Raw genomic sequence first — 26010 nt, forward strand, 5'->3', positions numbered from 1 at the left:
GCTGGTCATGCGAGCACCTTGACCGCGCCCGCGACCACTACACAACTGCCTCCCGGTAGCGCCACCGGTGATGACATCGGGCTGTCGAGACCGTCGGAAAGCAACGCCGAGCAACCATCCGAGCACACGCCCAAGGAGACGATGACGATGCCCGGGCCGACCCGGCAAACGCCTACGCTCCGCGACGACCACCAGCTCTGCTAGTGCGCGACGACGACTCGGCAAACCGGTGGTCAGGGGTCCGCGAGGCTCCGACCGCGCCGAGTCGGCAACTGACGGGTGCCGTGGTGATCATCGCGCTCGTCGCCGCGATCTCGGGCATGCTCTACGGCTACGACACCGGCGTCATCTCCTGGGCCCTGCTGCAGCTCACCCAGGACTTCAACATCACCGAGGGCTGGCAGCAGGTGATCGCCGCCAGCATCCTGCTCGGCGCCGTCGCCGGGGCGCTGACGTGCAGCTGGCTCTCCGACCTGCGCGGCCGGCGCGGCACGCTGTTGATGCTGGCGGTGGTGTTCATCGTCGGCGCGTTGTGGTGCGCCGACGCCGCAGATTCCGTGATGCTGTCGCTGGGCCGGCTGGTGCTGGGGTTCGCGGTCGGGGGCGCGACGCAGACGGCGCCGATGTATGTCGCCGAGCTGGCGCCGCCGGCCTACCGGGGACGGTTGGTGCTGTGCTTCCAGATCGCCATCGGGGTGGGCATCCTCACCGCCACCCTGGTCGGGGCCGGCGGCTCGATCTCCTGGCGGGGGCCGATCGGCCTCGCCTGCGTGCCCGCGGCGATCATGCTGTGGCTGCTGCTGCGCCTCCCGGAAAGTCCGCGCTGGCTGGTCAAAAAGGACAACCGAGACGCCGCCCGCGCCGTGCTGGAACACGTCCGGCCCGAGGGCTACGACGTGGCCGCCGAGCTGGATGAGGCCACCGAACTCGCCCGCGTCGAACGCACGGCCACCACCCGCGGGTGGCGCGGGCTGCGCGACGCCTGGGTTCGCCCGGCCCTGGTCCTCGGTTGCGGTATCGCGGTGTTCACCCAACTCAGCGGCATCGAGATGATCATCTACTACTCGCCGACCATCCTGACCGACGACGGCGTGTACCGGTCCGTGGCGCTGCAGGTGTCGGTGTGTCTGGGCGCGGCGTACCTGATCGCCCAACTGGTCGGGCTGGCCATCATCGACCGGGTCGGCCGGCGCCGGCTCACCCTCATCATGGTGCCGGGCGCGGCGATCAGCCTGTTCGCGCTGGGCCTGCTGTTCATCACCAGCGACAGCGGTCGCGACGTGATCCCCTACATCATGATCTGCCTGATCGCCTTCATGCTGTTCAACGGCGGCGGCCTGCAGTTGATGGGCTGGCTGACCGGCTCGGAGACCTATCCGCTGGCGGTGCGACCGGCGGCCACCGCCCTGCAGTCGGCCACCCTGTGGGGGACCAACCTGGTGATCACCTTGACGATGCTGTCGCTGATCAAGGCGATCGGGGTCGGCCCCTCGATGTGGCTCTACGCGTTGTTCAACGTGGCGGCCTGGATCTTCGTGTTCTTCCGCATGCCCGACCTCACGGGCAAAACCCTTGAGGAGATCGAATACCAGCTGTCCGAGGGGAAATTCCGGCCGTCGGACTTCGGCCGCTGACGAATCCCGTTGCGCGGCAACCTGATCCGCGGCTCAGAACGTGTTGACCTTCTCGATGCTGACGAACCTATCTGGACGTTTGGTGAACCAAGGTGTGTTGAGAACGTTGGCTCTGATGGTTGCGATGAATTGCCGCTAACTCTGCTGCGGACGGTCTGCGGACGATTGCTGATACTGAACCGCCAAGGTGCGGATCCCCTCGCGAGGAATCTCGTTGAATTGGGTGGCTTGAAAGTGAAGCCGGGTCTGCTCAGCACCCAGGGCGATCGCAGCATGGAACCTCGAAACCGAGGCAGGACATCACGATGCCGCGCTCGGGGCTGGCCATCCCGGAGAGGGCGGCAGCGTGGGGAAGTCGGTGCGGGGGTATTCGCCGCCGCGTTGGAGGTCGGGGTGTTGGGGAGCTTTGGCGAGGCAGGTGTTTCTGTCTTCGATGGCATTTGGCCATTCGTCGCCGACTCCGGACTGGGCGAAGTAGCCGCCTTGATGGCTGGTGATCCGCCAGCCGTTGAAGACGTCGACGGACGGTGTACGGGCCGGTCCCCGCTGGGGGGATTCTGGTCCTGGCTTAGCGGGGGTTTCCATCGTGATCCGCAGGGGGTCGATGCCTGAATACGGTGGTGGCTTACCGATATTGGGTTCGTAACCGTGGCGGGCTGGTTGGGCTGTGCCAAACGTGTATTCGCAGGCCACCACTGTCACGTCGCGGCCGGCCGTCGCCACAGACAAGATGTGCACCTGGACGGTGCCGATCCATTGTTGTTGGGGGGCGTTGGTTTTGGGCCACAGAGATTGGGTGCCGATGGGTTGGTTGATGGACTGGTTGGGATCGACCGCCTGCTGGAAGCCGGGATACAGGTACCGGTTGTCACCCATGATGGAGGCGAGCAGGTAGGACTCGGTGTAGGCACGCACCGGCACAGCGGGTCCCGCGGTGACGTCAATGCCGGGCTCAGCGGTCCAGACGAATGTGAAGTCGTTGAGGGCCGCGGGCCAACCGGCAGGAGGCGAAGACGGCGTCGAAGACGCCCCACCCTGGTGTGCGCCGGAGCTGCATCCAGCTATCGAGATAACGGCGAATACCACGCAGGCGGCAACACCGCCGAACTTGCGTAACACATTTGTCACTTCGGGCGTCCCTGTTCCGCGTGCGGGACGCCGACGACATTGTCGTAGCGGGTGGCCATCCACTCATCGGGAGACATTTTTTCCTCGGGCGGCAATGCGATTGCGTGCGATAGCGCAGGGCCAATCACGCCGTCGTACTGACTAGCAGTAAGCCCGGGGAATTTCGCCCTTACTTCGTCGAGTGTTGCGAGTCGCCCGTGAGGGTGTTGATCGTCGTACACGACGTACCCGTCCGGAAGCTGGACGTTGTGCCCGGCCGCGAGCATCGCATTGGCCATTCCTTGGTCTGCGACGCCGATGTCCATCGGTTGGATGGGGTTCTCGCCTGGTGCGCTGGGAGCCGGCCCGAGAATGCTGTTTTCCAGCCCGTGTCCGAGCACGTTGAGTGCGGGGTTGGCCACGGTACCGACACCTGGCGGTAAACCGGCCACGGTGCCTAGACCGGTGAGCCCGGCCTCGTATGCCTGTTTCTTCAACTCGTATTCGGATAACTGTTGGTGATATCCGTTTACTTCATTCGCGTGATATGCGTTGTGAGTTCCGACGTCGACCAAGCCCTTCAGAGTCGCGGCGTCGTAAAGCTGGGTGTCGTAACCGGAATGAGTCGGCTCATTGCCGAAGGCGGCTTCGTGAGCCACGGCATGTGCATAGGCTTGACCGTTAAAGTATTGGCCCGCGGCTTGGTCGCTATTGAGGACTGAGAAGACGCCTTTGGCGACCGGCAGCGCGCCAGATCGAGTGTCGCCCTCGTTGTCAAGGGAGTCGCCGAATCCTGGCAGTCCGCCGGTCGTACCGGCGATGTTGTCGACGTAAGGCCCCAAACCGTGGGCCATGCCCTGTACGAGATTGGGGTTGACCTGTCCCAGCGTGTGATTGCCGGGAAGGTTCAATAGGTCCTGCTGGTGGTGCCCGATGTAGGTGCTGTAGGCGTGTGCGGTTTGAGCGGCGATGCTTGCTTTGGGTCCTTGGGTCGCATCACCAGTCCAAGAAAACAGCGAGCTCACCGCTTGGCCGTGGTCTTGCCAGGAATGGTGTGTGAGGTTCTGCAGGAAGCGGTCATGGTCGCCGGTGGTCATGGCGTCGTGCACCACTTGGTGATCAGGTGATGCCGCCGATAAGACGTTGGAAACCGTGGGGTCGATGCCGGGGTTGAGGTCGCCAGGACCGCCTTCACCGGCACGCCAAAACGGGCTATTCATGAGCGTCGATGCCTGCTTGACCATCCCACGGTCCAAGTCGGTGTTGGCCTGGAAGGTGTGGTTGCCGTCTTTGACGATGCCAGCGAGCTGGTTCAGGTGGCGAAGGTCGGGTCGGGGTGAATTCAGCAGCTGCTGAACACTTGTGGGCAACTGGTTGGCCCCACCTTTGACCATGTCGGTTCCCTGCTTCGCGCCAATGCTCAGCGGGGTCTGAGGGAACATGAGATTCGGGTTGCTCATCAGCTGCAACGAATTGCCGATCACGCCTTTCTCGTCGCCCAAACGCTGTTCGGCGGTCTTGAGCGCATCCATAGACATGCCATGCTCTTGCGCCTGTAGTTGGCTCAACACCGAAGCCTGCTCGGCGGTTAATGGCACCTTCCCGGCCAGCTGGTCGGGGGTGATCGAGTTCAGGACGCCGTTGACGCGGGAGGCGGCCCCCTTGTCACCCGCCAGGGCATCGGTGACGTCTTGCCTTGCCTGGTCGGGCGTTTCGGCTTCATGGCCGTCGGCACGGAAGGTCGATGTGGGGTCGTACCCGTCGTTGGCCAAGTTGGTCTGCGCTTTGCGAAGGGAACTCGAATAGCTGTCGCGGGTGGCATGCAGCTGGCCGAGCGCATCCTTGGTGTCGTTAACCGCAGCCGTTCGGAGTGCTTTGATAATCGCATGCAGCTCTTGCTGGCTCGCCGCGTCGGGGTGGTCCCGCAGATCCTGCTCGGCCAAGTCGATCATGTGGTCGAGCTGCTCCAGCTGGCCTTCCAAGGTGGCGATCTCTGCAGCACCGCTTTTTTGCGCCTCGGACAATGCAGCGGCGATGTTTTCCAAGTCGGCGCCGATCTTGGGCAACTGTTCAGACTGCGCGCCAAGGGATTTGACGGTCCGCTGCACTTCCGCTGAGCTATTGATCGGGTTGGGGCCGCCGTCCTGATGGTTCCAGGCGGCATTGAAACGTTGCTGCGCCTGCGCGCATGCATGGTCGGACTCGGCGGTGTGACGCCCCGCGCCGTGGAAAGCTTCTGCCAAACGCTCAATCTGGGCCGGGCGGCCGGCCTGCAAGGTCCGGTTGACCTCCCACGGATCACCGCCAGCCCCGGCAACCAGCTCGGCGATGGTGAGATGCTTTAGCTGCATCGCATCCCCATACCAGTTCGCGGTGACCGGTCAACCACTCCCGTTGCACACCGGTCAGGGCAGTAAGCCCCGGAGCGCCGCCAACCCCTCCCGACAGCATCGCCATCCCTTCCGCGCACGGGAAAAGGCTACCGCCGCGAGCTTGTTGACCAATTCACTTTCGGACTGTGGGCGGCGCGGTGCTCAAGCCATCTGCTGCGGACGCACTGCAGACGTCATCTGCGAAGTAAGCCCACTACCTCGGCTTTCAGGCCCCTAGAACGTGTTGACCTTCTCGATGCTGACGAACATGCCGTGCTTGGTCTGGTCGTTGGTGAACCGGGTGCCGTCGGCGTTGGCGACGATCGTCCAGCCCTGCGCGCTGTAGGTGCGGTAGTCGAGCTTGACGGTCGGGATGGCGCCCAGGTTGCCCAGCACCCACTGCACCTTGCCGCCGGCGTTGATGCTGACGCCGTTGGCGTGTTCACCGTCCTGCAGCGGGGAGTTGGTGAACGGCGCCTCGCAGCCGACGGTGTCCTTGTTGATCTGGCAGCGGGTCGACCCGGATTTGGTCTCGATGAAGACGTAGCCGTTCTGGTCCGGCGGCAGCGGGATGGCGCCGGCGGGAGCCGAGGGACTCGGGGGCGGCAGCGCCGTCGGCGCGGGGGCGGCGGTGGCCGACGGCGGGGTGGAGCGGGGCGTGGGGAAGGACGGTTCGGTGGGTCCGGCCCCCGGGGAGGCCACCGGCCGGCCGCCGATCACCGTGCTGCAGCCGGACACCAGCCCGGCGCCGCCCGGCAGGACCACCAGCAGCAGTGCACCACCGGCCAGGCTCCGCCGGGCATTCTCCGATAACCGCACCTGCCGCTCCCCAGACAATTCAGATCGCGGGACTCAGGTTACGCATACCGCGGCGGTGGTCGCTGCGGCGCGGCGGGCATCGATGCGGCGCCGATGGTGAAGTTTTATCGCGGCGTGATCGACGCGTCGACGCCGTCACACCACGCCGTAGCCGAGACGTTTCGCCGCACCGGCGACCCGGCCGGCCAGATCCGGATGGGCGAGGGGTAGCGACAATCTCGGCCTGGCCGGCATCTCGGATGCGGCCGGCGGGAACAGCGCCAGGCATGGGTCGCCGGCGAATCGGCTGTTGTAGCGCAGGCCGTCGAGATGGGGGAATGCGGCTGTGATGTGTCGCGCCCATTGCTGAGTCACGGTGTGCCGGGCCGTCGAAATGGCGAACGTGCCGCCGACGCGGGTGGCCCACGCCCCTCGGCTGTCAGCGGCGAGGTCGAGGACCCGCAGCGGGCGGGTGAAGGATAAACCGGTCAGATAGGGGCGGCCGCGTTCGCGGTCAATGGTCCGGTCGACTTGGTATGCCTCGCCGAGTGCGGCGCACGGACTTGACGCTCCGTACCAAACGCCATGCCGGGCATGCTCCCCCCTGGGGAGAGGGTGCGGGTCGAACCGCAGCACCGGCCCGAAGGTGCGCAATGCATTCCACGCCAAGACGTGCTCGCCCGCCGTGCGATGGACACGCCACCAGATCTCATCGACGCCGATCGCGCGCATCTCGTCGTCGCCGATGCCGAGCGAGCGCAATATGTGCGGTGCCGGAGGTTCCGGCAGCATGGGGTCGACGGTCAAGTCGCGGTCCAATCGGCGATCTCGATCAGTTCGAGTACCGGCCCGACGGATTCACCGTGTAACAGCCAGTCCCGCACCGACTTCGGCTGACCGTCGATTCGTAAATCGGGTTGCGCCGTCATGAGAAAGCCGGCCACCGCGGTGGGATGCAGGTCCCTAGCGAGCAGAGCCGGCAGCACCGCGTCCAGGCCGCGGACCTGTTTGAGCGTGAGGGGCTCGTCGCGGCCGCGGTCGACGATCTCGAACTGGATCGCGGGGTACACCCAGGTGCCGCCGTCGTCGATAGCCCATAGCGTGTGGGCGAGGCGGCGTTGCCTCACACGGGAGTCGTTGACGCCGAGCCCTTTGCTGACGTCGGCGGCGCTGTAGGCCGTGCCGTACAGCCTGGCCATATGGGCGGTGACGTCGGCTGCGATCTCCGCGTAGGCTCCGGGATCTTCGGTGAAACCGGCGTCATCGAGCAGCCGGGCCTCGTCGGTGGTCAGCGTGGCCGCCCACGGCCGGTGCGCGGGGAGCGTTTTAAGCGCCGCGATCAGGTCGGAGCGGCGCAAGTTGAACCGATCGAGCAAGAGTTGGTCGAGTTCATCGGTAGACATCGGCAAGCCTTCGCGCGCGCTAACGGAAATTAACAGAATTCTATCACCGTTAGATGGATTCTGGCTCGAACGATAGCCCCCGGGAACAAGATGCGGCCGCGCGCCGTTACCATTCTCGACAAGTTGAGCGAATCGGACTCAATGCTGGGTTGACAGCCCACTGCCCTCACGGGCAGGCTTGAGCGGGGTTCACTCAGCATAGTGACACCACAGCAGGCTCTACATAACCAGGAGGAATCACTATGGCTCGTGCGGTCGGTATCGACCTCGGGACCACCAACTCCGTCGTCGCAGTCCTCGAGGGCGGTGACCCCGTCGTCGTCGCCAACTCCGAAGGCTCGCGGACCACCCCGTCCATCGTCGCGTTCGCCCGCAACGGCGAGGTGCTCGTCGGCCAGCCCGCCAAGAACCAGGCGGTGACCAACGTCGACCGCACCATCCGTTCGGTCAAGCGGCACATGGGCACCGACTGGTCCATCGAGATCGATGGCAAGAAATACACCGCTCAGGAGATCAGCGCCCGCGTGCTGATGAAGCTCAAGCGCGACGCCGAGGCCTATCTGGGTGAGGACATCACCGACGCGGTCATCACCGTACCGGCGTACTTCAACGACGCCCAGCGTCAGGCGACCAAGGAAGCCGGCCAGATCGCCGGCCTCAACGTGCTGCGCATCGTCAACGAGCCGACCGCGGCCGCGCTGGCCTACGGCCTGGACAAGGGCGAGAAGGAGCAGACCATCCTGGTCTTCGACCTCGGCGGCGGCACGTTCGACGTCTCGCTGCTCGAGATCGGCGAGGGTGTGGTCGAGGTCCGCGCCACCAGCGGTGACAACCACCTCGGTGGCGACGACTGGGACGACCGGATCGTCAACTGGCTGGTCGACAAGTTCAAGGGCACCAGCGGCATCGACCTGACCAAGGACAAGATGGCCATGCAGCGGCTGCGTGAGGCCGCCGAGAAGGCCAAGATCGAGCTGTCCAGCTCGCAGAGCACCTCGATCAACCTGCCCTACATCACCGTCGACGCGGACAAGAACCCGCTGTTCCTCGACGAGCAGCTGACCCGCGCCGAATTCCAGCGCATCACCCAGGATCTGCTGGACCGCACCCGTCAGCCGTTCAAGTCGGTGATCGCCGACGCCGGCATCTCGGTGTCCGACATCGACCACGTGGTGCTGGTGGGTGGTTCCACCCGGATGCCCGCGGTGACCGACCTGGTCAAGGAACTCACCGGCGGCAAGGAGCCCAACAAGGGCGTCAACCCCGACGAGGTTGTCGCCGTCGGTGCCGCCCTGCAGGCCGGTGTGCTCAAGGGCGAGGTGAAAGACGTTCTGCTGCTTGACGTTACGCCGCTGAGCCTGGGTATCGAGACCAAGGGTGGCGTGATGACCAAGCTGATCGAACGCAATACCACCATCCCGACCAAGCGGTCCGAGACGTTCACCACGGCCGACGACAACCAGCCGTCGGTGCAGATCCAGGTGTATCAGGGTGAGCGCGAAATCGCCGCGCACAACAAGCTGCTCGGCTCCTTCGAGCTGACCGGAATCCCGCCGGCGCCCCGCGGCGTGCCGCAGATCGAGGTCACCTTCGACATCGACGCCAACGGCATCGTGCACGTCACCGCCAAGGACAAGGGCACCGGTAAGGAGAACACGATCAAGATCCAGGAGGGCTCCGGCCTGTCCAAGGAGGAGATCGACCGGATGATCAAGGACGCCGAGGCGCACGCCGAGGAGGACCGCAAGCGGCGCGAGGAAGCCGACGTCCGCAACCAAGCGGAATCGCTTGTCTACCAGACGGAGAAGTTCGTCAAGGACCAGCGCGAGGCCGAGGGTGGCTCGAAGGTTCCCGAGGAGACGCTGTCCAAGGTCGACGCCGCGATCGCCGACGCCAAGACGGCCCTGGGCGGCACCGACATCACCGCGATCAAGTCGGCGATGGAGAAGCTCGGCCAGGAGTCGCAAGCGCTGGGACAGGCAATCTACGAGGCCACCCAGGCCGAGTCCGCCCAGGCCGGCGGGCCGGACGGTGCCGCGGCCGGCGGCGGGTCCGGATCCGCCGACGACGTTGTGGACGCGGAGGTGGTCGACGATGACCGGGAGTCCAAGTGACACAAGGAAATCAGAAGACGGAAGGCAACCCGCCGGAACAGGTGACGGTTACCGACAAGCGGCGGATCGATCCCGAGACCGGTGAGGTCCGGCACGTCCCTCCCGGCGACACGCCGGGAGGGACGGCACCGCAAGCCGCGACCGCCGAGTCGGGCGGCGCCGCGGCCGACAAGGTCGCCGAGCTCACCGCCGACCTGCAACGCGTGCAGGCCGACTTCGCCAACTACCGCAAGCGGGCGCTGCGCGACCAGCAGGCCGCGGCGGACCGGGCCAAGGCCGCCGTGGTGAACCAATTGCTGGGCGTGCTCGACGATTTGGAGCGGGCACGCAAGCACGGCGACCTGGAGTCGGGGCCGCTGAAGTCGGTGGCCGACAAGCTGGAAAGCGCGCTGACCGGCCTGGGCCTGACCGCATTCGGTGAGGAGGGCGAAGAGTTCGACCCGGTGCTGCACGAAGCCGTGCAGCACGAGGGCGACGGCTCCAAACCCGTTATCGGCACCGTAATGCGGCAGGGCTACAAGCTCGGCGATCAGGTGCTGCGCCACGCCTTGGTCGGCGTCGTGGACACGGTCACCGAGGAAGGCGACGGGGAAGCCGCGGCCACCGACGAGCCCACCGCCGCGGCCGCCGAAACCCGTCCGCCCGAATCGGACGATAACGCCGGCGCATCCGGTGACTAGATCACACAATCAGCACATTGGAAGACAGACCAAGAGAAAGTGGTGAGGGGGTGACGCGGCATGGCCCAGCGTGAATGGGTCGAAAAAGACTTCTACAAGGAGCTGGGCGTCTCCTCTGACGCCAGTCCCGAAGAGATCAAACGCGCCTACCGCAAGCTGGCGCGCGATCTACACCCGGATGCCAATCCCGACAATCCCGCCGCCGGCGAACGATTCAAGGCGGTCTCCGAGGCGCACAACGTGTTGTCGGACCCGGCCAAGCGCAAGGAATACGACGAAACCCGAAGGCTTTTCGCCGGAGGCGGTTTCGGCGGGCGCCGGTTCGACACCGGTGGGTTCGGCGGCTTCAACGTCGGCGGCGACGGGGCGGAGTTCAACCTCAACGATTTGTTCGACGCCGCCGGCCGCAGCGGCGGCACCAACATCGGCGACCTGTTCGGCGGCCTGTTCGGGCGCGCTTCGGGCGGCCGGCCCAGCCGGCCGCGCCGCGGCAACGACCTCGAGACCGAGACCCAGCTGGATTTCGTCGAGGCCGCCAAGGGCGTGGCGATGCCGCTGCGGCTGACCAGCCCGGCGCCGTGCACCAACTGCCACGGCAGCGGCGCACGCCCGGGCACCAGCCCCAAGGTGTGCCCCACCTGTAACGGCTCCGGCGTAATCAGCCGCAACCAGGGCGCTTTCGGCTTCTCCGAGCCCTGCACCGATTGCCGGGGCAGCGGCTCGATCATCGAGCACCCCTGCGACGAGTGCAAGGGCACCGGGGTCACCACCCGCACCCGCACCATCAACGTGCGGATCCCGCCCGGCGTCGAGGACGGGCAGCGCATCCGGTTGCCCGGTCAGGGCGAGGCCGGGCTGCGCGGCGCGCCGTCGGGCGACCTGTACGTGACGGTACATGTGCGGCCGCACAAGGTGTTCGGCCGCGACGGCGACGACCTGACCGTGACCGTTCCCGTCAGTTTCACCGAATTGGCTTTGGGCTCAACCATATCGGTGCCCACACTGGACGGCAAGGTCGGGGTTCGGGTGCCCAAGGGCACCGCCGACGGCCGCATCCTGCGGGTGCGCGGACGCGGGGTGCCCAAGCGCAGCGGCGGCCACGGCGACCTGCTGGTGACGGTAAAGGTCGCGGTGCCACCGAATTTGGACGGCGCCGCTCAGGAGGCGCTGGAGGCCTACGCGGCCGCCGAGCGCGCCAGCGGCTTCGACCCACGGGCGGGATGGGCAGGTAACCGCTGATGGCCAAGAACCGGAAAGGACACGAGTCCCGGACGTTCCTGATCTCGGTGGCCGCCGAGTTGGCCGGCATGCACGCCCAGACGCTGCGCACCTACGACCGGCTCGGCCTGGTCAGCCCGCAGCGCACGTCCGGTGGGGGACGGCGGTATTCGGAGCACGACGTGGACCTGCTGCGCGAGGTGCAGCGGCTCTCCCAGGACGAGGGCGTCAACCTGGCCGGCATCAAGCGGATCATCGAGCTGACCAATCAGGTCGAGGCGCTGCAGGCGCGGGTCAAGGAGCTGACCGAGGAGTTGGCGCAGGTGCGCGCCGGCCAGCGGCGCGACCTGGCGGTGCTGCCCAAGAGCACCGCGCTGGTGGTGTGGCAACCGCGCAAGGGCGGGACCCGCGCCTGATCAGACCCGCATCGCCACGCGGCTGAATTCACTCCGCCGATTTGCCGAGCCTGCGTTATAGTCGGCCGGTGACCAGCGGAGAACCGCTGAGCGGGCGGGGCAGCAAATTAGCCACAGCGGGCGCCGTGCCGTGACGGCTCCGGTGCTCGACCTTGATGACCGGGTGACCGACCGGCAGCGGGAGCTCGCCCGGCTCCGGGCCGCCGTCGACGCGGCGGCGCGCGGCGGCGGGGAATGCGTCCTGATCAGCGGGGTGCCGGGCGTCGGCAAGTCGGCACTGATGAAGGCCTTCGGCGTCGAGGTGGCCGGGCGTGGCTGTGTCTTCGCCTACGGCAGGTGCCGGGACGGCGCGCCGGCGCCGTACGCCGCGGTGCGCGACGCGCTCGGATCGCTGGTCCGCACCATGGCGGCCACGGCCCCGGCCGAACGTGACCGCTGGCGCGCGGATCTGGCCGGCGGGGTGTCGCCGATCGCCGGCGTGCTCGGGGAACTGGTCCCCGACCTGCCGCGGGTGCTGGGCGAGACCGCGTCCCACCCGGAACTCGACGCCACGGATTCCCGCCGGCAGCTGCACCGCGCCGCCACCCGGCTGCTGTCCGCCACCGCGTCCTACCGGACCGTGGTGCTGGCGATCGACGACCTGCAGTGGGCCGATCGGGATACCCTGCTGCTGCTCGCCGAGTTGTTGACGGTGTCGCTGCGCGACGTGCTGGTCGTCGCCGCGCACCGCGCGGGCGGGTTCGACCCCGCCGCGGCGGGGATCGCAGCGGAGAACCTCACCACGATCGAGCTCGAACCGCTGGCCCGCGACGACGTCGAGGAGCTGCTCGCCACCGTGTGCGGCCAAAGCGGGGAGCTGCCCGAGGTGGCCGCCGAGTTCCACCACCGCACCGGGGGCAACCCGCTGCAGGTCCGTCAGCTGCTGTACCGGGCGCAGCGCGAAGGCGCGCTGCTCCCGGTCGGCTCCGGCGGGCAGCCGCGCTGGGACCTGCGGGTGCTCACCTCGATCGAGGTCTCGGCCACCGCCGCCGAGTTCCTCGGCCGCTACCTCGACCAGCTCCGCCCCGCCGACCGGGAGGTGTTGAGCGCGCTGTCGTGCATCGGCGGCGAATTCGACCTCGACGACGCCGCGGCAGCGGCCGCGCGGACGCCCGACGTCGTGGCCCACGCGCTGTGGGCCTGCCTCGAGCTGCGCCTGCTCGAAGCCCTCGACATGACGGGCCAGCGGATCAGCAACGCCATCAGCCGCGACGCCCGCTACCGGTTCAGCCACGACCGGGTGGCCGAGGCGGCGCGCGCGGGACTGTCCCCCGACGAGATGCGCGCCGTGCACCTGCGCATCGGCCGGCGGCTGATCACCCTCGGGGACGATCGCCTGTTCGAGGCCGCCCGCCACGTCGGCGTCGGCGGCCTCGCCGTGGCCGACGAGGCCGAACGCACCCGGTTCGTCGAGGTGCTGCGGCGGGCCGCGCACCAGGCCCGGCGCAGGCCTCCTTCCCCCTGGCGCTCGGATACTGCCGCGACGCGCTGGACCTGCTCGGCGAGCAACGCTGGGCCGGGCAGTTCGTGCTGACCCGGGAGCTTGCGCTCGACGCCGCCGATGCCGCGCTGCGGGTCGGTGACGTGCCGGTGCTCAACGCCCTGCTCGACGAGGCCGAGGAGTTCCTGCGCGAGCCCCCGGACCGCGCGCGACTGGCCTACCTGCGGATGAAGGGCAGGGTGGCCGAAAACCGTCTGCAGGAGGCGCTCGAGATCGGGCTTGCGGCCCTCGACGAGCTCGGCGAACGGGTGGCGACCCAGGCGGGCAAGCCACGCATGGGCAACGCGATCGTGCGGATGCGGCTCACGATGGCCCACTGGAGCACCGAACGGCTGCTGCAGCTGCCGCACTGCACCGACCAGCGGGTCATCGCACTGCACCCGATCCTCGCCGAACTGTGCAACATGGCGGTCCTGGTGCGGCCCAACCTGTTACCCCTGCTGGTGCGCAAGCAACTGGAGCTCACGTTGGCCCACGGCCACACGTCGTCCTCGCCGCTGGTCATCACCGGCTACGGGATCGTCCTGGTGTTGCTCGGCGACCACGCGGGCAGCCAGCGCTTCGGCGAGGTCGGCATGCTGCTGGCCCAGCGACCGGAACTCCGCGAGGCCCGCCCGCAGACGGTGTTCATGTACCTCGACTACATCCACCACTGGCGCCACCCGATCCGCAACGGCCTGGGCGAGCTGCGCGACGCCGTCGAGGAGGCGCTCGACCGGGGCGACCAGGAAAACGCCGGATTCCTGACCGCGGTCCTGCTCTCCCAGTCGTTCTGGGTCGGCCGGCCGCTCCCGGAGATCGACGCGCTCGCCAGCTCCCTCATCCCGCACATCCGTTCCCAGCCGGTGCCCAGCGCGCTGTGCCAGGCCGTGCAACAGCTTTGCCTGAACCTGATGGGGCGCAGCGCCGATCCCTTCCTGCTGGCCGGCGAGAGCGGCTACGACGAGCGGCAGGTGTTACCGGCGGCCCGGCAGCAGGGCGACGAGGTGGCCCTGGGCGCGGCCGCCGCCATGAAGCAGGGCCTGCACTTCTGGTGCGGCGACCACGCCGGCGCGGCCGAGGCCACCACGGAGGCGATCGAGCATCTCGGCGGTTTGGCCGGCGTCGCGGCCTCACAACTCGTCCACCTGATCGGCGCGCTCAGCATGATCCATTGTGCGCCAAGGGATTCCGCAACCATCCGGTTCGTCCGCCAGGCGCTGGCGTCGCACCGCAAATGGGCAGCCGGCGCACCGGAGAACTACGCGGCGCCCTACGCGCTGATCCAGGGCGCGTGGGCGCGGGCACGCGGGCAGCACGGCAAGGCCGAACGTCACCTGCACCAGGCGATCGAGCTCGCCGAGGAGCACCGGCTGCCGGCGATCAGTGCGCGCGCCCACGAGGAGGCCGCCGCCCTCTATGCCGAGACCGGGCGGCAGACCCTGCGCGAACACATGCTGCGCTCGGCCTACCAGCGCTGGCTGAATCTGGGTTTCGCGGTGCGCGCCGATTGGCTGGCCCGGGAACACCCGTGGCTGATGCGCCGCGATCTTCGGACGGGCTCGGCCGGCATCGACCCGATCGGCGCCCACCAGCTGGTGCACGCGCTGTCGGGGGCGCGCACCCCGGACGCCTTGGCCAACATCATCCTGGGCTCGGTCGCCGACACCACCGGCGCGGGCCGCGTCCTGTTCATCACCGGCGAGGCGGACAACCAGTCGGTGCGGGCCATCCACGATCACGGAGAGGTCTTGATCGTCGAAGGGCCGTGGACGGAGGTCCCCTACCGCCGCGACATCGTGCGCCGAGTGATCGACGGCGGCGCGCCGGTGATCGTCGCCGCCGACCGTGCGGCGGCGACCAACTCCGTCCTTGCCGCTCCAATCACGTTGCACGACAGGACGCTTGGCGTGATCTATGCCGAGCAGGCCGAACCGGGCAGGAATTTCGGCGCCGATCACGAGGAGGCGATTGCCTTCCTGTGCGCCCAGGCCGCCGCGCCGCTGTGGAGCTTCCAGCTCGAAGCGCGACTGCGCGCCGCCGACGAGTACCGGCAGTCCCTCATCGACGTGCAATCCAGATTCGTGCCCAACGAATTGCTGCGCATCCTCGACATCGACGACCTTCGCCGCGTCCGCAACGGACACCGGGTGGAACGCGAGATGACCGTGCTCATCAGCGACATTCGCAGCTATACGGCCATGATCGAGGACATGAACGTCGCCGAGGCGGGCAACCTGGCGATGGGCTTTTTGCGGGCGGTCGAACTGCCGATCATCAGCTACCACGGCATGATTCAAGACGTGCGCGGCGACGAGATCGTCGCCGTCTTCGAGTCCGAGGCCGACGCGGTGCGGGCGGGACTGGGCATGCTGCGCTCCCTGCACGAGCACAACCAGGAGCGCAGGGCGCTGGGCTCCGAGGAACTGCGGGCGGGCATCGGCATCAACACCGGCGCGGTGGCGGTCGGGCTCGTCGGCGGGGTGAACCGCATGGTGCTCACCATCATTGGCGACGCGGTCAATCTCGCCGCGCGCATCGAAAGCACCAACAAGCGCTACGGCTCCGCCTTGCTCATCTCCGATCGCACCTATCAGCGGATCGCCGGCTCCGAGGAGTTCGACGTCCGAAGGATGGAGCGGGTGATGGTGGTCAACCGGCGCCGGCCGGTGACGATTTACGAGGTCTACAACGGGGATTCGGGTCCGCTGCGCGCCGCGAAGCGGGCCGCGCAACCCGCGTTCGACGAGGCGTTCGCACTCTTCGACGCGGGCGACGTCGACGCGGCGCGTGCCGCCTTCCAGCGCTGCCGCGACATGCTGCCCGACGACCCGATCGCGCCGCTGCACCTGGCGCACTGCGATGCGGTGGCCCGCGGCGAGATGCTGCCGGGCCAGGAGATCGCGCTGCAGAACAAGTAGCGCGCTACTCCATTTCCGGGGTAGTGCGGCAAAGCCCTACGCGTTTGCTGGGCTGTCTGCCATGATTTGGGCGACAGGCAGGAGGGCCGCACCCATGTACCTGAACGCTGAGCGGTTGGCCCTCGCCAACCAAACGGTCAAAGAGACGTTCGATCAGTGCAGCGTGGCCTGGCAGGCCATCCCGCACTGGGACACCGGCGACCCCAGCCAGACGACGGTGCCCAACGACAACGTCAACCCGCCGAACAACTTCCTGCCGCTCACTTCGCTGCCCAAGCCGTTCGAGGTGACGCTGGCCGCGGCCATCGCCCCGACGCCCGACGAACTGCTGGCCACCATCGTCTACTACACCGCCAAGCTGGCCGCCGATTTCGACGCCGCGGTGATCCCGGGGCTCCTGACGGCGACGACGCCGTCGCAGCTGGTGCCCGGGATCAGCTCCGCCCAGCTGTTGACCGCGCTCATCGAGGCCCGGGCGAAGGTCGAGAAGGGCGGATACCGGGCCCCGTCATGTCTGATCACCGACACCATCGGCGTGGAGACGCTGGCCGCGAGCACCATCGCCAACGGCTACGCCGGCACCGACGTGCTGTTGCCCCCGGCCAACATCAACTCGCTGCAACGCGTCGACACGCTGGCCACCGATCCACAGGTCCGGGGATGGTTGCTCGGACGGCGTCAGCGCATCGCACCGGGTGGCGCGGCGGAGGCCTCGCCGGGCGAGGAGGCGGTGGACCTTGCCGTCAGCGTCCCGCCCGGTCTGGAGGTCGTCGGCGACACATCCAACAACGCCATCAAGCTCGACGTCCGCCTCAGCTACGCCCTCAGGATCAAGGACGAAGCCGGGCTCGTCGTCTTCCGCGCGTGATGACGTCGACCCTGCCTGACGCGCGGCCCGCCGTCGCCGCGCTGAACCCGCTCGAGGACTACCTCACCGCGTGCAAACAAGCCTGCGACCGGGAGATCGTCCGGCTGTACGGTCCGGGTGAGCGCGGGTCGAACGGGCTGTACCAGCTCATCCTCGACTACCCGCTGCGCGGCGGGAAGGCGCTCCGGCCGGCGCTGAGCATCGCCACCTGCCTCGGGCTCGGCGGCCACCTCGAGGCGATACTGCCGACCGCCGCAACGCTCGAGCTCTACCACAACGCGTTTCTCATCCACGACGACATCGAGGACGAATCATGGTGGCGGCGAGGCAAACCCACGCTGCACATCGACCACGGCGTGCCGGTCGCGGTCAACGTCGGCGACGCCATGCTCTCGCTTTCGTTGCAACCCCTGCTCGACAACGTCGAGCGGGTCGGGCTCGGGCCCGCGCTGCGCATCCTGCGTGCCGTGGCCGCGATGACCCGCAAGACCGTCGACGGCCAGGCGCTCGAGCTGGACTGGGTGCACTCCAACACCTGGCGGCTCGACGACGCCGACTACCTCGAGATGGTGGAACTCAAGACCAGCTGGTACTCCTTCATCACACCGTTACAGGCCGGCGCCGTCGCGGCCGGGGCAACACCCGACCGGATGGCCCCGTTGGAGTCGCTCGGCCGGCATCTCGGGGCGGCCTTCCAGATCACCGACGACCTGCTCAACCTGCGCGCCGACCCGCAGGAGTACGGCAAGGAGATCGGCGGCGACCTGTGGGAGGGCAAGCGCACCCTGATGCTGCTGCACACCCTGCGGCATGCCGAACCCGGCGACCAGCAGCGCGCGGTGCAGATCCTGTCCCGGCGCCGCCCGAGCCCCGACGCCGAGTTCGACCTGACCGAGCTGCTGGACCGGCTCACCGCCGGCGGGCAACTGTCCGTCTCGGGCCGCACCGAGATCGAAGCCCGGCTGCGGCGGCACCACCACTCGGAAGTCAAGAGCCTCAACGACATTCGCTGGCTCTACGAATTGATGCACCGGGTGGGCTCGCTCAACCACGCCCGCGACGTCGCCGTCCGGCAGGCCCGCCAGGCCGCCGCCGTGCTCGCCGGCCTGGACTGGTTTCCCCGCAGCCGGCACCGCGACATGCTGGCCGCCCTGGTCGATTACGTGCACGGGCGGGCGCGATGAACCCCGAGGCACTGATCGGCATGCTGGCCGAACTCGAGCGGATCCGCGAACTCACCCTCGACCTCGTCGAGCGGCAGGCCCCCGGGTTGAACCCCGCCCCGCCGGCCGACGCCGACGGCGCGGAGCGCGCCGTGTTCGACCTGCTGCTCGGCGCGCGCCGTGCGGTCCTGGGCAACCCGGCGGCCGCCCGCCGGGTGCACGACCTGCTCGTCGCCGAGGGCCGCCGGTACGCGAACACGCCCGCGGGCGCGGCTGCGCGACGGGTTGGTCGCCTCCGAAGCGGTGGAGAACCTGCGGCGGGTCTGGGAGATGGTGAGCCTCAACGTTCTCGGCGGTCCCGCCGCGCCGCACGCCGGCCCGGACGCCTGGGCGGACCTGCTGGCGGACGCGTTCATCGGGCACGGGCTGGACGACGCTGTGCTGGCTCGGCTGCGGCCCGAGGGGTACGCATGACGCTCACCGATCCCCGCGACGCGCTCGCCGACCAGAGCGACTTCATCGGCTATCTGGTCGGCCTCGCAGGGCTGGCCGACGTGGTGCACACCCTGGCCGGCGACGGCGCCCGCGCCGCCGTGGATCCCCGCGCCCCCGACGACTTCGTGCACCTGCTGCTCGGCGTGGCGAGCGTCGGTGCGGGGATCGCGCGGCTGGCCGATTGTGCTGTGGCACAGTCTTTTCTGGCCGCCGGGATGGCATCGACCGCGCGGTGGTTGCGATGAGCGCGGTCCTGGCCCGCAGCGACTTCCTGCGCGCCCCGGTGTTGGCCACCGCCCGGCCCGCGGGTTTCAAGGAGTGGCATCACTTCGTGGTGCACGGCCGGGGCGTGCGACTGTTGATCAACTTCAGCCTCAACAATGAAGCCTTCGGCGCGGACGAGGCGCGGCTCACCCCGCGGGTGATCGTGATCGCGCGCGACGAGCACTGGTCCGGGGCGGTGGCGCGGTTCGACGAGCGCGCTTTGCACGTCTCGGCCGACCTGGGCGAACTGTCCGTCGGTGGCAACCGGATGACCATCGTGCCCGACGGCTACCGGGTGTCAATCGACTTGCCGGACAAGGACATTCGCGGCGAATTGCACTTCACCTCGACCAGCCGGCCGTTTGTGGTGCGCAACGAGCCGGCGGGCGAGGGACGGGTCAGCTGGCTCTTCGTCCCCAGGCTGCGCGCCGACGGCTGGCTGCGGATCGGCGGCGCGGACCACCGGGTGCGCGACGACCTGGCCTACCACGACCACAACTGGGGCCGGTTCCGGTGGGGCGACGACTTCGGCTGGACGTGGGGCACCATCTTGCCCGCCGGGCCGGACGACCCGTGGTCGATGGTGTTCGCCCAGATCACCGACCGGAGCCGGCTGCGCTGTATGTCCCGGTCGCTGTACGTGTGGCATCGCGACGAGCCGGCGGCGATATTCCGGCACGCGGCGGTGCGGGCACGCACCGAGGGCCCGCTCGACCGGCCGGCCGACTGCACCCTGCCCCGCCGATGCGGCTGCTGCTGGACGGCGAGGTGCCCGGTGTGCCGGAACGGATCGAGATCACCGCGACACGGGCCGCCGACACCGTGCGCGCCGAATTCCGTTCGCGCTCCTATGTTCGCCTAGCGCAACCGAGCGAAACCCGCCTCGACCGATCGACCGTGCTGTGCGAGACGGACGGCACCGTGGCGGCGAGCGGCACGGTGCGGGGCGAGAAATTCGACTTCGCCGGCACGGGTGTATTCGAGTTCCTCCATGGCTGAACGGGTTTCGTCGCTGCTGCGGCGTTCGGTCGAGCACCTGCACGACGAGGTGCCGGCAAGCTACCGCGTGCTGGTCGCCGAGCTCGGCGCGATGGTGGTCGGGCTCGACGTGGACGGCGAGGCGTTCACCCTGTGCGGCGGTGATCGGCTGGACGTGTCGGACGGGGCGCCGCGGGAGGCCGCCGTGCGCATCGTCACCTCGCGGAACACCATCCTGGCGCTGCTCGACGCGGAGGTCGGGTTCGGCGAGGCGGTGCAGGCCGGCGCCGTGAGCGTGCGGGGTTCGCTCGACGACGTCCAGCGCGCGCACGACGCGCTGCGGGCCTACGTGCACGCGGCCGTCCGGGCCTCCACCCAGCCCGCGCTGCTGTCCGAACTGCGGGCGGGCGCATGAGCGAGCACATCCGGACCCCGGCATCGCAGGCACGACGTCCCACCGTCGCGGTGCTCGGCGCCGGCATCGCCGGGCTCACCGCCGCCCACGAACTCGCCGAGCGCGGCTTCGTCGTGACGGTGTACGAGGCGCAGCAGGACGAACGCAACGGGTTGGGATCCGCGCCGGCCGGAACGTACCCTCCCGTCAAGCTGGGAGGCCTTGCCGCGTCGCAATATTCGACCGTGGGCACCCACGACGGGAGCCATGCCGAACTGCGTCCCTTCCCGGGCCGGCCCAGCCGGCCCACCGACCCGGGGCGCGCCGTCGCCGGCGAACACGGCTTCCGCTTCTTCCCGGCCTACTACCTGCACATCTGGGACCTGTTCCAGCGCATCCCGGTCTACGAGCCCAGGAACCCGGGCGGCTGGGCTCCGACCGCGCGCACCGTCTACGACAACGTCCGGCGGGTGATCACCCAGGGCGTCACCATCGACGGCAAGCCGTCGCTGGTCTTCCCGCGCGAACTGCCGCGCAGCGGCGCCGAATTCCTCGGCATCCTCGGCCAACTCGCGACGGTGGGTCTCACCTTCGGCGACGTCGCGACCTTTCAGGGCAGAATGCTGCGCTACCTGGTCACCAGCCCGCTGCGCCGGGCACGCGAGTTGCAGAACATGTCGGCCTACGACTTCTTCGTCGGCCACGACCGCCGCACCGGGTTGAACCAGTACTCTTACACGCCGCGTTGCGACGCGCTGTTGCGGCAGATGCCAAAGGTTTTGGTGGCCTTCGACTCCCGTTGGGGTGACGCGCGCACCAACATCAGCACCTATCTGCAGCTGTACCTGAACATGGACCGCCGCGACGACAAGGCCGACGGCGTGCTCAACGGTCCCACCACCGAGTCGTGGTTCGACCACTGGTACCGCCACCTCGTCGCGCTCGGCGTCCGCTTCGTCCGCGCCGCGGCGACCCGCCTCGACCCGGTGCCCGTCGACCCGAGCCGGCCGCCGCATCTGCGGCCGCGGGTGCAGATCACGCTGACCGACGGAACGCGGGTGACACCGGATTACATCGTGGTCGCCGTCGACGCGCCGGGCGCCGAATTCCTCACCGCCCCAATGCGTGCCGCGGGCACCGGCGGCACCGTGGCCGGGCTGGACGGCTTCGCCACCTCCGTCCCGCCGCCCGACGGCCCGCTGCAGCCGCAATCGACGCGGCCCCGGCACCGCCGCGATCCCTACGCGATGGACGAGTTGGGGCGGGTGCCCTGGGATCGTTTCCAAACGCTGTGCGGCATCCAGTACTACTTCGACACCGAGTTCCAGTTGCTGCGCGGGCACCTGCTCTACGCCGGCACCGAATGGGCGCTGTCGTCGATCAACCAGACCGGAATGTGGGAGAGGCCACCGATTCTCGATCGGGACGGCCACGTCTCGGTGCTCTCGGTCGACATCGGCGATTTCAACGCCGCGTCCTCGCACCTGGTCGACGAGTCCGGCTGCGGCAAGGCGGCCCGCGACTGCACGCCCGACGAGATCGCCACGGAAGTATGGCGACAGATCGTTGCCGCGCTCACCAGCAGCACCGGGCCGGCGGGGGAGGAGTTCATGCCCCGGCCCGTGTGGTACGCGCTCGACCGCGGCCTGATCATGGAATCCGGGCCCGGTCAGGGCCGGGGCCGGGTGGTGCGCAACGCGACACCGTATCTGGTTCCCATCGTGGGGGATTGGGACAACCGGCCGAGCAGCGACCCGTGGAACCCGCACGGCACGTCGTGGAGCAGCGTGCCGCCCGAGGACTGGTGGCTCGAGGATCTGTGGCGGCGCAACGTCTGGCAGGCTCGCCACGGCGGCTATCAGGTGCACAACAATGCGGTGGTCTTCGCCGGCACGTGGAACAAGACGTTCACCCGGTTGACGTCGATGGAGGCGGCGTGCGAGTCGGGGCGCCACGCCGTCAACGCCATTCTCGACCACTACATCTGGGTCCAATCCGGCGGCCTGGACCGCCGCGAGAAGACCACGCTCTCATGGGAGTTCCCCTTCGGCTTTCTCGACCAGGGCCTGTCGAGCCCGATCCGGATGCCCACCCCGGCCGGCGACTACTGCTATGTGTTCGACATCGAAAACCGCGAGCCGGCCGACACCCGGGCGCTGCGCATCCTCGACTCCAAATTCTGCGAACGGTCGCTGCCGCACCCGTTGGACGTCGGCGCCCCCACGTCCTTCATCCCACCACCCGCGGGAGGTCAGGAAATGTTCGGTCCCACAACGGATTACAACCAGCAGTTGCTCGCATACCTGCAGGCGTGGCGCGAGCTGCTGGAGCGGTGGACGGCCATGAGCGCCGCCACGCCGTCCCCCGCCGCGCCGTTCACGCCGCCGTTCGTGCCGCCCGCGGCTGCGCCGGCGCCGATGCCACCGGCACCGGCCGACTACACCCAGCAGCTGTTCGGCTACCTGCAGGCCTGGCGGCGATACCTCGAACAGATGGCGGGCGCATCCTCCGGGTCGGCGCAGCAGCCGACCGCGCCACCGACAATGCCGCCACCGCCGACGCCGCCCACCGCGCCGCCGCCCTCCACGCCATCGACCGGCGGTCAAGCCTTCGGCGCCGCCCCGCCGGGTCAGCCCGGCACGTCGGGCGACCCCACGCCCGGCGGCAGCACGCCGGTCAGCGCGACCGCCAAGGGATCGACCCTGACCTGGCCGCCCCCGCTGCTGGGTTTGGAACCCAGCAGCTACGTCGGCACCCAGGACCCGCCGGTCAGCCGCTTCCTGCCGCCGAATCTGGTCAACCGCGCAGAGGACCGCCGGGAGGTGCTGCTGCGGCCCAATGACGAGTACGGGTATCTGCACGACCTCTTCAGCCTGAACCCCGGCCTGGCGCGCGCCATCTCGTCGACCGGGCCGGCCCCGGTCGCGTCCGGTTCGTCGTTCCTGGGCGCCATGAACCGGGTCGGGCCCGACGTGTCGGCACGGGTCGCGCCGCGCTCGCTGTTCTCCAGCCGCGCCGCGCGCGCCCCATCGGCCGGGGCGATCACACCCGGATCGAGAACCGGGTAGCCGCCGGCCGGCCGGGGTGTGCGCGGCGGTAGCCGCCGCGGCGCAGGGCGTCGGTCGGCGCGGTCATCGGCTCGAAGCAGATGACCGCCTCCTCGCCGGGTTTGGCCGGCGGCGCGAAGATCTGCGCGGCGGGATAGCCGTGCTCGAAACATACCTCGAGCCGGCGCCCGCCGCCGGACACCGCGAACACCGCGCCCTCGTCGACCCGGTCGTAGGCATCATCGAACGTCTTGTCCCGCAGCGGTTCTCGCCGCGCCGGCTGTAGTTCGGACTCCCCGGTGGGCAGCCCGTGGTCGTCCAACCCCAGATGCCGCAGCGGCGGGGTCTCGATGACCCACTCGGCGCGCGGCACGCCGGGCAGCTGCAGGTAGGGGTGAAAGCCGAAGCACACCGGCACCGCGGTGTCACCGGTCGCGGTGACCGTGGTGGTCAGTGTCAGCGTGCGCCCGGCTAGGCGCACCGCCACTTGCAGCAGATGCGGAAACGGGAAGCCGGCCACCAGCTTTGGATCGGCGCCGAAATCGAGCTGGGCGGTCAACTCGTTGGCCGTCTGCGCCGTCACCCGCCAGTCGGGATAGCCGGCCAGCACGCCGTGCAGCGGCAACCCGTTGGGGTCGGCGCGTACGCCGTTGCGTCCGGGCGTCAGGGTCACCGTCGCGCCCTCGGCGGCATAAGTGTTGCCGCCCAACCGGTTCGCCCACGGATACAGAATCGGGATGCCCATCGTCTTGCCGTCGGCGACGTAGGCGTCCAGGCCACGGCGCTGGCCCAGCAGCTCCACCTCGCCGTCGCGCAGCGACGTGCCGATCATGCCCGCCCGCGGGACGAAGCGGGCGACGACCGACGACACGGGATCGCGCAGCGCGACGACATCCATGGCTAGCTCACCTCGACAAGGGATCGTGCTGAATACGTTGGGCCACAGCGCCTTTGGCGATCAGCGCGGCCTTCGTGGCGGCGACCATCCTGGGCCCGCCGCAGATCAGGATCTGCCGGTCGCCCCAGCCCCCGTACTTGGTCACCACCTCGGGCAGCCGTCCGGTCTGGTGCACGTGCAGCCCCCGCGGCGGTGTGACGTCGGGATAGTCGGCGGCCCACGGCGGGTCGGCCCGGTACTCCGACACCGGCGACACCGACAGCCACGGATTGTGGGATGCGATCTGCCACAAGGTCGGCAGGTCGTAGAGCTCGCAGCGGTAGCGCGCACCGAAGAACAGGTGCACCCGCGGGTTCACCGCAAACCGGGACAGGTCCATGATCAGCGCCCGCAGCGGCGCCAGGCCGGTGCTGCCGGCGACCATCAACACGTCGCCGCCGTCGCGGTCGACCCGCAGGCCGCCGTGCGGACTGGACAGCCGCCAGCGGTCGCCGGGCCGGGTTTCGTTGACGATCGCGGTGCTGACCAGGCCGCCGGGGACCAGGCGGACGTGAAACTCGATCCCGCAGCCCGGGTCGGCCGGAATGGCCGGGCTCAGATACCGCCAGCGGCGCGGGCATTGCGGCACCTGGACGTTGACGTACTGGCCGGGGTGATAGGGCATCGGCTGATCGAGCCGCAGCCGGACCACCGCCAGATCCCGGGACACCCGCAGGTGCTCGATGACGCTGCCGTCCCACCAGGCCGGCCCCTCGTCGGCGTCCGCGGCCCCGCTCATCACCCCGGTGATCAGGTTGAGCGACGTGCGGGCCGCGTCCTCGACGGCGTCGGTCCAGGCCGCGTCCAGATGCGAGCGCAGCGTGGCCAGCAGCGCGCGACCGAGCGTTTGGTAATGCCGGGGCAGCACACCGTATTTGCGATGATCCCGCCCGAGTTGGGCCAGAAACGCCACCGGCTCCTGCGCCCGCCGCGCCACCAGCTCGCCGTACACCCAGCCCAGCGCGTGGCCGAAAGCCACGCGCTGGGCGCCCATTTCGGGCGGGAACAGATCGCGCACCGAGGGGTCGAGGGCGAACCAATGCGTATAGAAGCGGTGCACCAGATCACCGGAATCGCCCGGGCGGCCCGCATCGCAGGGCGCGAAGGCGTCGCGCAGCACCCGCAGCGCTTCGGCGTCCTCGAGGCTCACGGGGCCCGATTCTAGGCTCGCGGGCCGCCGGCTCAGCCCTGTCGAACGACGTTGCCGGAACCGGCGTTGACGACCTTGGGTGAACCCCAGTGGTACACAACGACATTGCCGGCGCCCGCGGCGCTCACGGCGTCGCTGCTGTCGACCGCGATGCGGTTGCCGTTGCCCGAGACGCTGACGCTGGTGCAGTGCCCGGTCAGGGTGACCGTGTTGTCTTTTCCGCTCACCGAGAGGTAGCCGGCATGGCAGGGCAGCGACTTCGTGGTGCCGGCGCCGCTGACCTGCAACGTCCCGGCTTCCGGCACGACCGGCGTCCGGCTGTCGCCGCCGAGGCCGGTGCGCGCGCCGGTCGCCGCCAGCCCGGCCGCGGCCAGACAGCAGACCACGATCGCCAGCCAGCACACCGCCCCCGCCCGCAGCCGGGCCACCCGTTTGCCGCCGCGGCGCGCCCGCGCGGGAGCGCGCTCGGAGTCTGGGATATCGGCCCGCACCTGGGTGCGCATCTGGGGTTGTGTCGTCTGCGTCATCGCTC

At 68.9% G+C, this 26010-nt stretch carries 18 protein-coding genes and 3 pseudogenes; 13 read left to right on the plus strand and 8 right to left on the minus strand.

The window, feature by feature from the left end; all coding sequences use genetic code 11:
* Window positions 1-203 precede the first annotated feature (203 nt).
* Window positions 204-1634 carry a sugar porter family MFS transporter gene (locus NF20_RS24490; RefSeq protein ID WP_255343236.1) on the plus strand — a complete coding sequence of 477 codons (1431 nt, stop codon included), beginning with the start codon at window positions 204-206 and terminating at the stop codon, window positions 1632-1634.
* A gap of 300 nt (window positions 1635-1934) precedes the next feature.
* Here NF20_RS24490 and NF20_RS24495 read toward each other — a convergent pair whose 3' ends face one another.
* From NF20_RS24495 to NF20_RS24515, 5 genes are all read right to left on the minus strand, one after another.
* Window positions 1935-2555: a hypothetical protein gene (locus NF20_RS24495; protein WP_033710936.1), complete on the minus strand. Its 621-nt coding sequence runs from the start codon at window positions 2553-2555 to the stop codon at window positions 1935-1937.
* A 203-nt stretch (window positions 2556-2758) separates the two neighbouring features.
* Entirely contained in the window at window positions 2759-5092 is a 2334-nt protein-coding gene (locus tag NF20_RS24500) for a hypothetical protein (protein WP_033710937.1), read from the minus strand.
* A 255-nt stretch (window positions 5093-5347) separates the two neighbouring features.
* A complete protein-coding gene (locus NF20_RS24505) occupies window positions 5348-5932 on the minus strand; it encodes a hypothetical protein (protein WP_033710938.1) in 585 nt (194 codons plus the stop codon).
* A 135-nt stretch (window positions 5933-6067) separates the two neighbouring features.
* Window positions 6068-6730, minus strand: coding sequence for an RES family NAD+ phosphorylase (locus tag NF20_RS24510; protein ID WP_033710940.1), 663 nt, complete (start codon window positions 6728-6730; stop codon window positions 6068-6070).
* Entirely contained in the window at window positions 6715-7314 is a 600-nt protein-coding gene (locus NF20_RS24515) for a hypothetical protein (RefSeq protein ID WP_003873874.1), read from the minus strand. The genes NF20_RS24510 and NF20_RS24515 overlap by 16 nt, the downstream gene beginning before the upstream one ends.
* Before the next feature lie 242 nt (window positions 7315-7556).
* Here NF20_RS24515 and dnaK point away from each other — a divergent pair, with 242 nt between their 5' ends.
* The 12 genes and pseudogenes from dnaK to NF20_RS24575 all read left to right on the plus strand — a co-directional run bounded on the left by dnaK (window position 7557) and on the right by NF20_RS24575 (window position 23412).
* Window positions 7557-9428 (plus strand): molecular chaperone DnaK, encoded by a 1872-nt coding sequence (gene dnaK / locus NF20_RS24520; protein WP_009979480.1) that lies wholly within the window; start codon window positions 7557-7559, stop codon window positions 9426-9428.
* A complete protein-coding gene (grpE, locus tag NF20_RS24525; protein WP_011726264.1) occupies window positions 9425-10108 on the plus strand; it encodes a nucleotide exchange factor GrpE in 684 nt (227 codons plus the stop codon). The genes dnaK and grpE overlap by 4 nt, the downstream gene beginning before the upstream one ends.
* A gap of 60 nt (window positions 10109-10168) precedes the next feature.
* Window positions 10169-11347, plus strand: a complete 1179-nt coding sequence (dnaJ, locus tag NF20_RS24530) for a molecular chaperone DnaJ (protein ID WP_003879233.1) — start codon at window positions 10169-10171, stop codon at window positions 11345-11347.
* On the plus strand, window positions 11347-11742 hold the full coding sequence (locus NF20_RS24535) for a heat shock protein transcriptional repressor HspR (RefSeq protein ID WP_009979478.1): 396 nt from the start codon (window positions 11347-11349) through the stop codon (window positions 11740-11742). The genes dnaJ and NF20_RS24535 overlap by 1 nt, the downstream gene beginning before the upstream one ends.
* 142 nt (window positions 11743-11884) lie before the next feature.
* Window positions 11885-16182, plus strand: a pseudogene (locus NF20_RS24540) (AAA family ATPase).
* A gap of 94 nt (window positions 16183-16276) precedes the next feature.
* Complete coding sequence (locus NF20_RS24545; protein ID WP_033710942.1) at window positions 16277-17050, plus strand: hypothetical protein; 774 nt, start codon at window positions 16277-16279, stop codon at window positions 17048-17050.
* Window positions 17047-18234, plus strand: a complete 1188-nt coding sequence (locus tag NF20_RS24550) for a polyprenyl synthetase family protein (RefSeq protein ID WP_179944036.1) — start codon at window positions 17047-17049, stop codon at window positions 18232-18234. Before NF20_RS24545 ends, NF20_RS24550 begins: the two co-directional genes overlap by 4 nt.
* Window positions 18231-18687, plus strand: a pseudogene (locus NF20_RS24555) (hypothetical protein). The gene NF20_RS24550 and the pseudogene NF20_RS24555 overlap by 4 nt, the downstream one beginning before the upstream one ends.
* The gene (locus tag NF20_RS24560; protein WP_033710945.1) at window positions 18684-18953 is read left to right on the plus strand and encodes a hypothetical protein; all 270 of its coding nucleotides are present in this window, start codon (window positions 18684-18686) and stop codon (window positions 18951-18953) included. The pseudogene NF20_RS24555 and the gene NF20_RS24560 overlap by 4 nt, the downstream one beginning before the upstream one ends.
* A pseudogene (locus tag NF20_RS24565) lies at window positions 18950-19971 on the plus strand (hypothetical protein). The gene NF20_RS24560 and the pseudogene NF20_RS24565 overlap by 4 nt, the downstream one beginning before the upstream one ends.
* The gene (locus tag NF20_RS24570) at window positions 19964-20365 is read left to right on the plus strand and encodes an SCP-2 sterol transfer family protein (protein ID WP_033710947.1); all 402 of its coding nucleotides are present in this window, start codon (window positions 19964-19966) and stop codon (window positions 20363-20365) included. Before NF20_RS24565 ends, NF20_RS24570 begins: the two are co-directional and overlap by 8 nt.
* Complete coding sequence (locus NF20_RS24575) at window positions 20362-23412, plus strand: FAD-dependent oxidoreductase (RefSeq protein ID WP_033717557.1); 3051 nt, start codon at window positions 20362-20364, stop codon at window positions 23410-23412. Before NF20_RS24570 ends, NF20_RS24575 begins: the two co-directional genes overlap by 4 nt.
* Here NF20_RS24575 and NF20_RS24580 read toward each other — a convergent pair.
* From NF20_RS24580 to NF20_RS24590, 3 genes are read right to left on the minus strand one after another with little or no spacing between them, the layout of a single operon-like run.
* The gene (locus NF20_RS24580; RefSeq protein ID WP_033710949.1) at window positions 23387-24289 is read right to left on the minus strand and encodes an aldose 1-epimerase; all 903 of its coding nucleotides are present in this window, start codon (window positions 24287-24289) and stop codon (window positions 23387-23389) included. The two genes, NF20_RS24575 and NF20_RS24580, sit on opposite strands and share 26 nt — an antisense overlap.
* A 7-nt stretch (window positions 24290-24296) precedes the next feature.
* Window positions 24297-25478: an FAD-binding oxidoreductase gene (locus NF20_RS24585; protein ID WP_033710951.1), complete on the minus strand. Its 1182-nt coding sequence runs from the start codon at window positions 25476-25478 to the stop codon at window positions 24297-24299.
* Window positions 25479-25510: 32 nt separating this feature from the next.
* Window positions 25511-26005: a DUF3060 domain-containing protein gene (locus tag NF20_RS24590; protein ID WP_033710952.1), complete on the minus strand. Its 495-nt coding sequence runs from the start codon at window positions 26003-26005 to the stop codon at window positions 25511-25513.
* Window positions 26006-26010 lie beyond the last annotated feature (5 nt).

The sequence above is a fragment of the Mycobacterium sp. MAC_080597_8934 genome, assembly GCF_000523975.1.
Lineage (GTDB): Bacteria > Actinomycetota > Actinomycetes > Mycobacteriales > Mycobacteriaceae > Mycobacterium > Mycobacterium avium.

Excerpts from the sequence above, each read along its gene's own strand:
- NF20_RS24500 (WP_033710937.1), bottom strand. The coding sequence starts at position 5,092 with ATGCAGCTAAAGCATCTCACCATCGCCGAGCTGGTTGCCGGGGCTGGC.
- NF20_RS24515 (WP_003873874.1), bottom strand. The coding sequence starts at position 7,314 with ATGTCTACCGATGAACTCGACCAACTCTTGCTCGATCGGTTCAACTTG.
- dnaK (WP_009979480.1), top strand. The coding sequence starts at position 7,557 with ATGGCTCGTGCGGTCGGTATCGACCTCGGGACCACCAACTCCGTCGTC.
- dnaJ (WP_003879233.1), top strand. The coding sequence starts at position 10,169 with ATGGCCCAGCGTGAATGGGTCGAAAAAGACTTCTACAAGGAGCTGGGC.
- NF20_RS24535 (WP_009979478.1), top strand. The coding sequence starts at position 11,347 with ATGGCCAAGAACCGGAAAGGACACGAGTCCCGGACGTTCCTGATCTCG.
- NF20_RS24545 (WP_033710942.1), top strand. The coding sequence starts at position 16,277 with ATGTACCTGAACGCTGAGCGGTTGGCCCTCGCCAACCAAACGGTCAAA.
- NF20_RS24560 (WP_033710945.1), top strand. The coding sequence starts at position 18,684 with ATGACGCTCACCGATCCCCGCGACGCGCTCGCCGACCAGAGCGACTTC.
- NF20_RS24570 (WP_033710947.1), top strand. The coding sequence starts at position 19,964 with ATGGCTGAACGGGTTTCGTCGCTGCTGCGGCGTTCGGTCGAGCACCTG.
- NF20_RS24575 (WP_033717557.1), top strand. The coding sequence starts at position 20,362 with ATGAGCGAGCACATCCGGACCCCGGCATCGCAGGCACGACGTCCCACC.
- NF20_RS24580 (WP_033710949.1), bottom strand. The coding sequence starts at position 24,289 with ATGGATGTCGTCGCGCTGCGCGATCCCGTGTCGTCGGTCGTCGCCCGC.
- NF20_RS24590 (WP_033710952.1), bottom strand. The coding sequence starts at position 26,005 with ATGACGCAGACGACACAACCCCAGATGCGCACCCAGGTGCGGGCCGAT.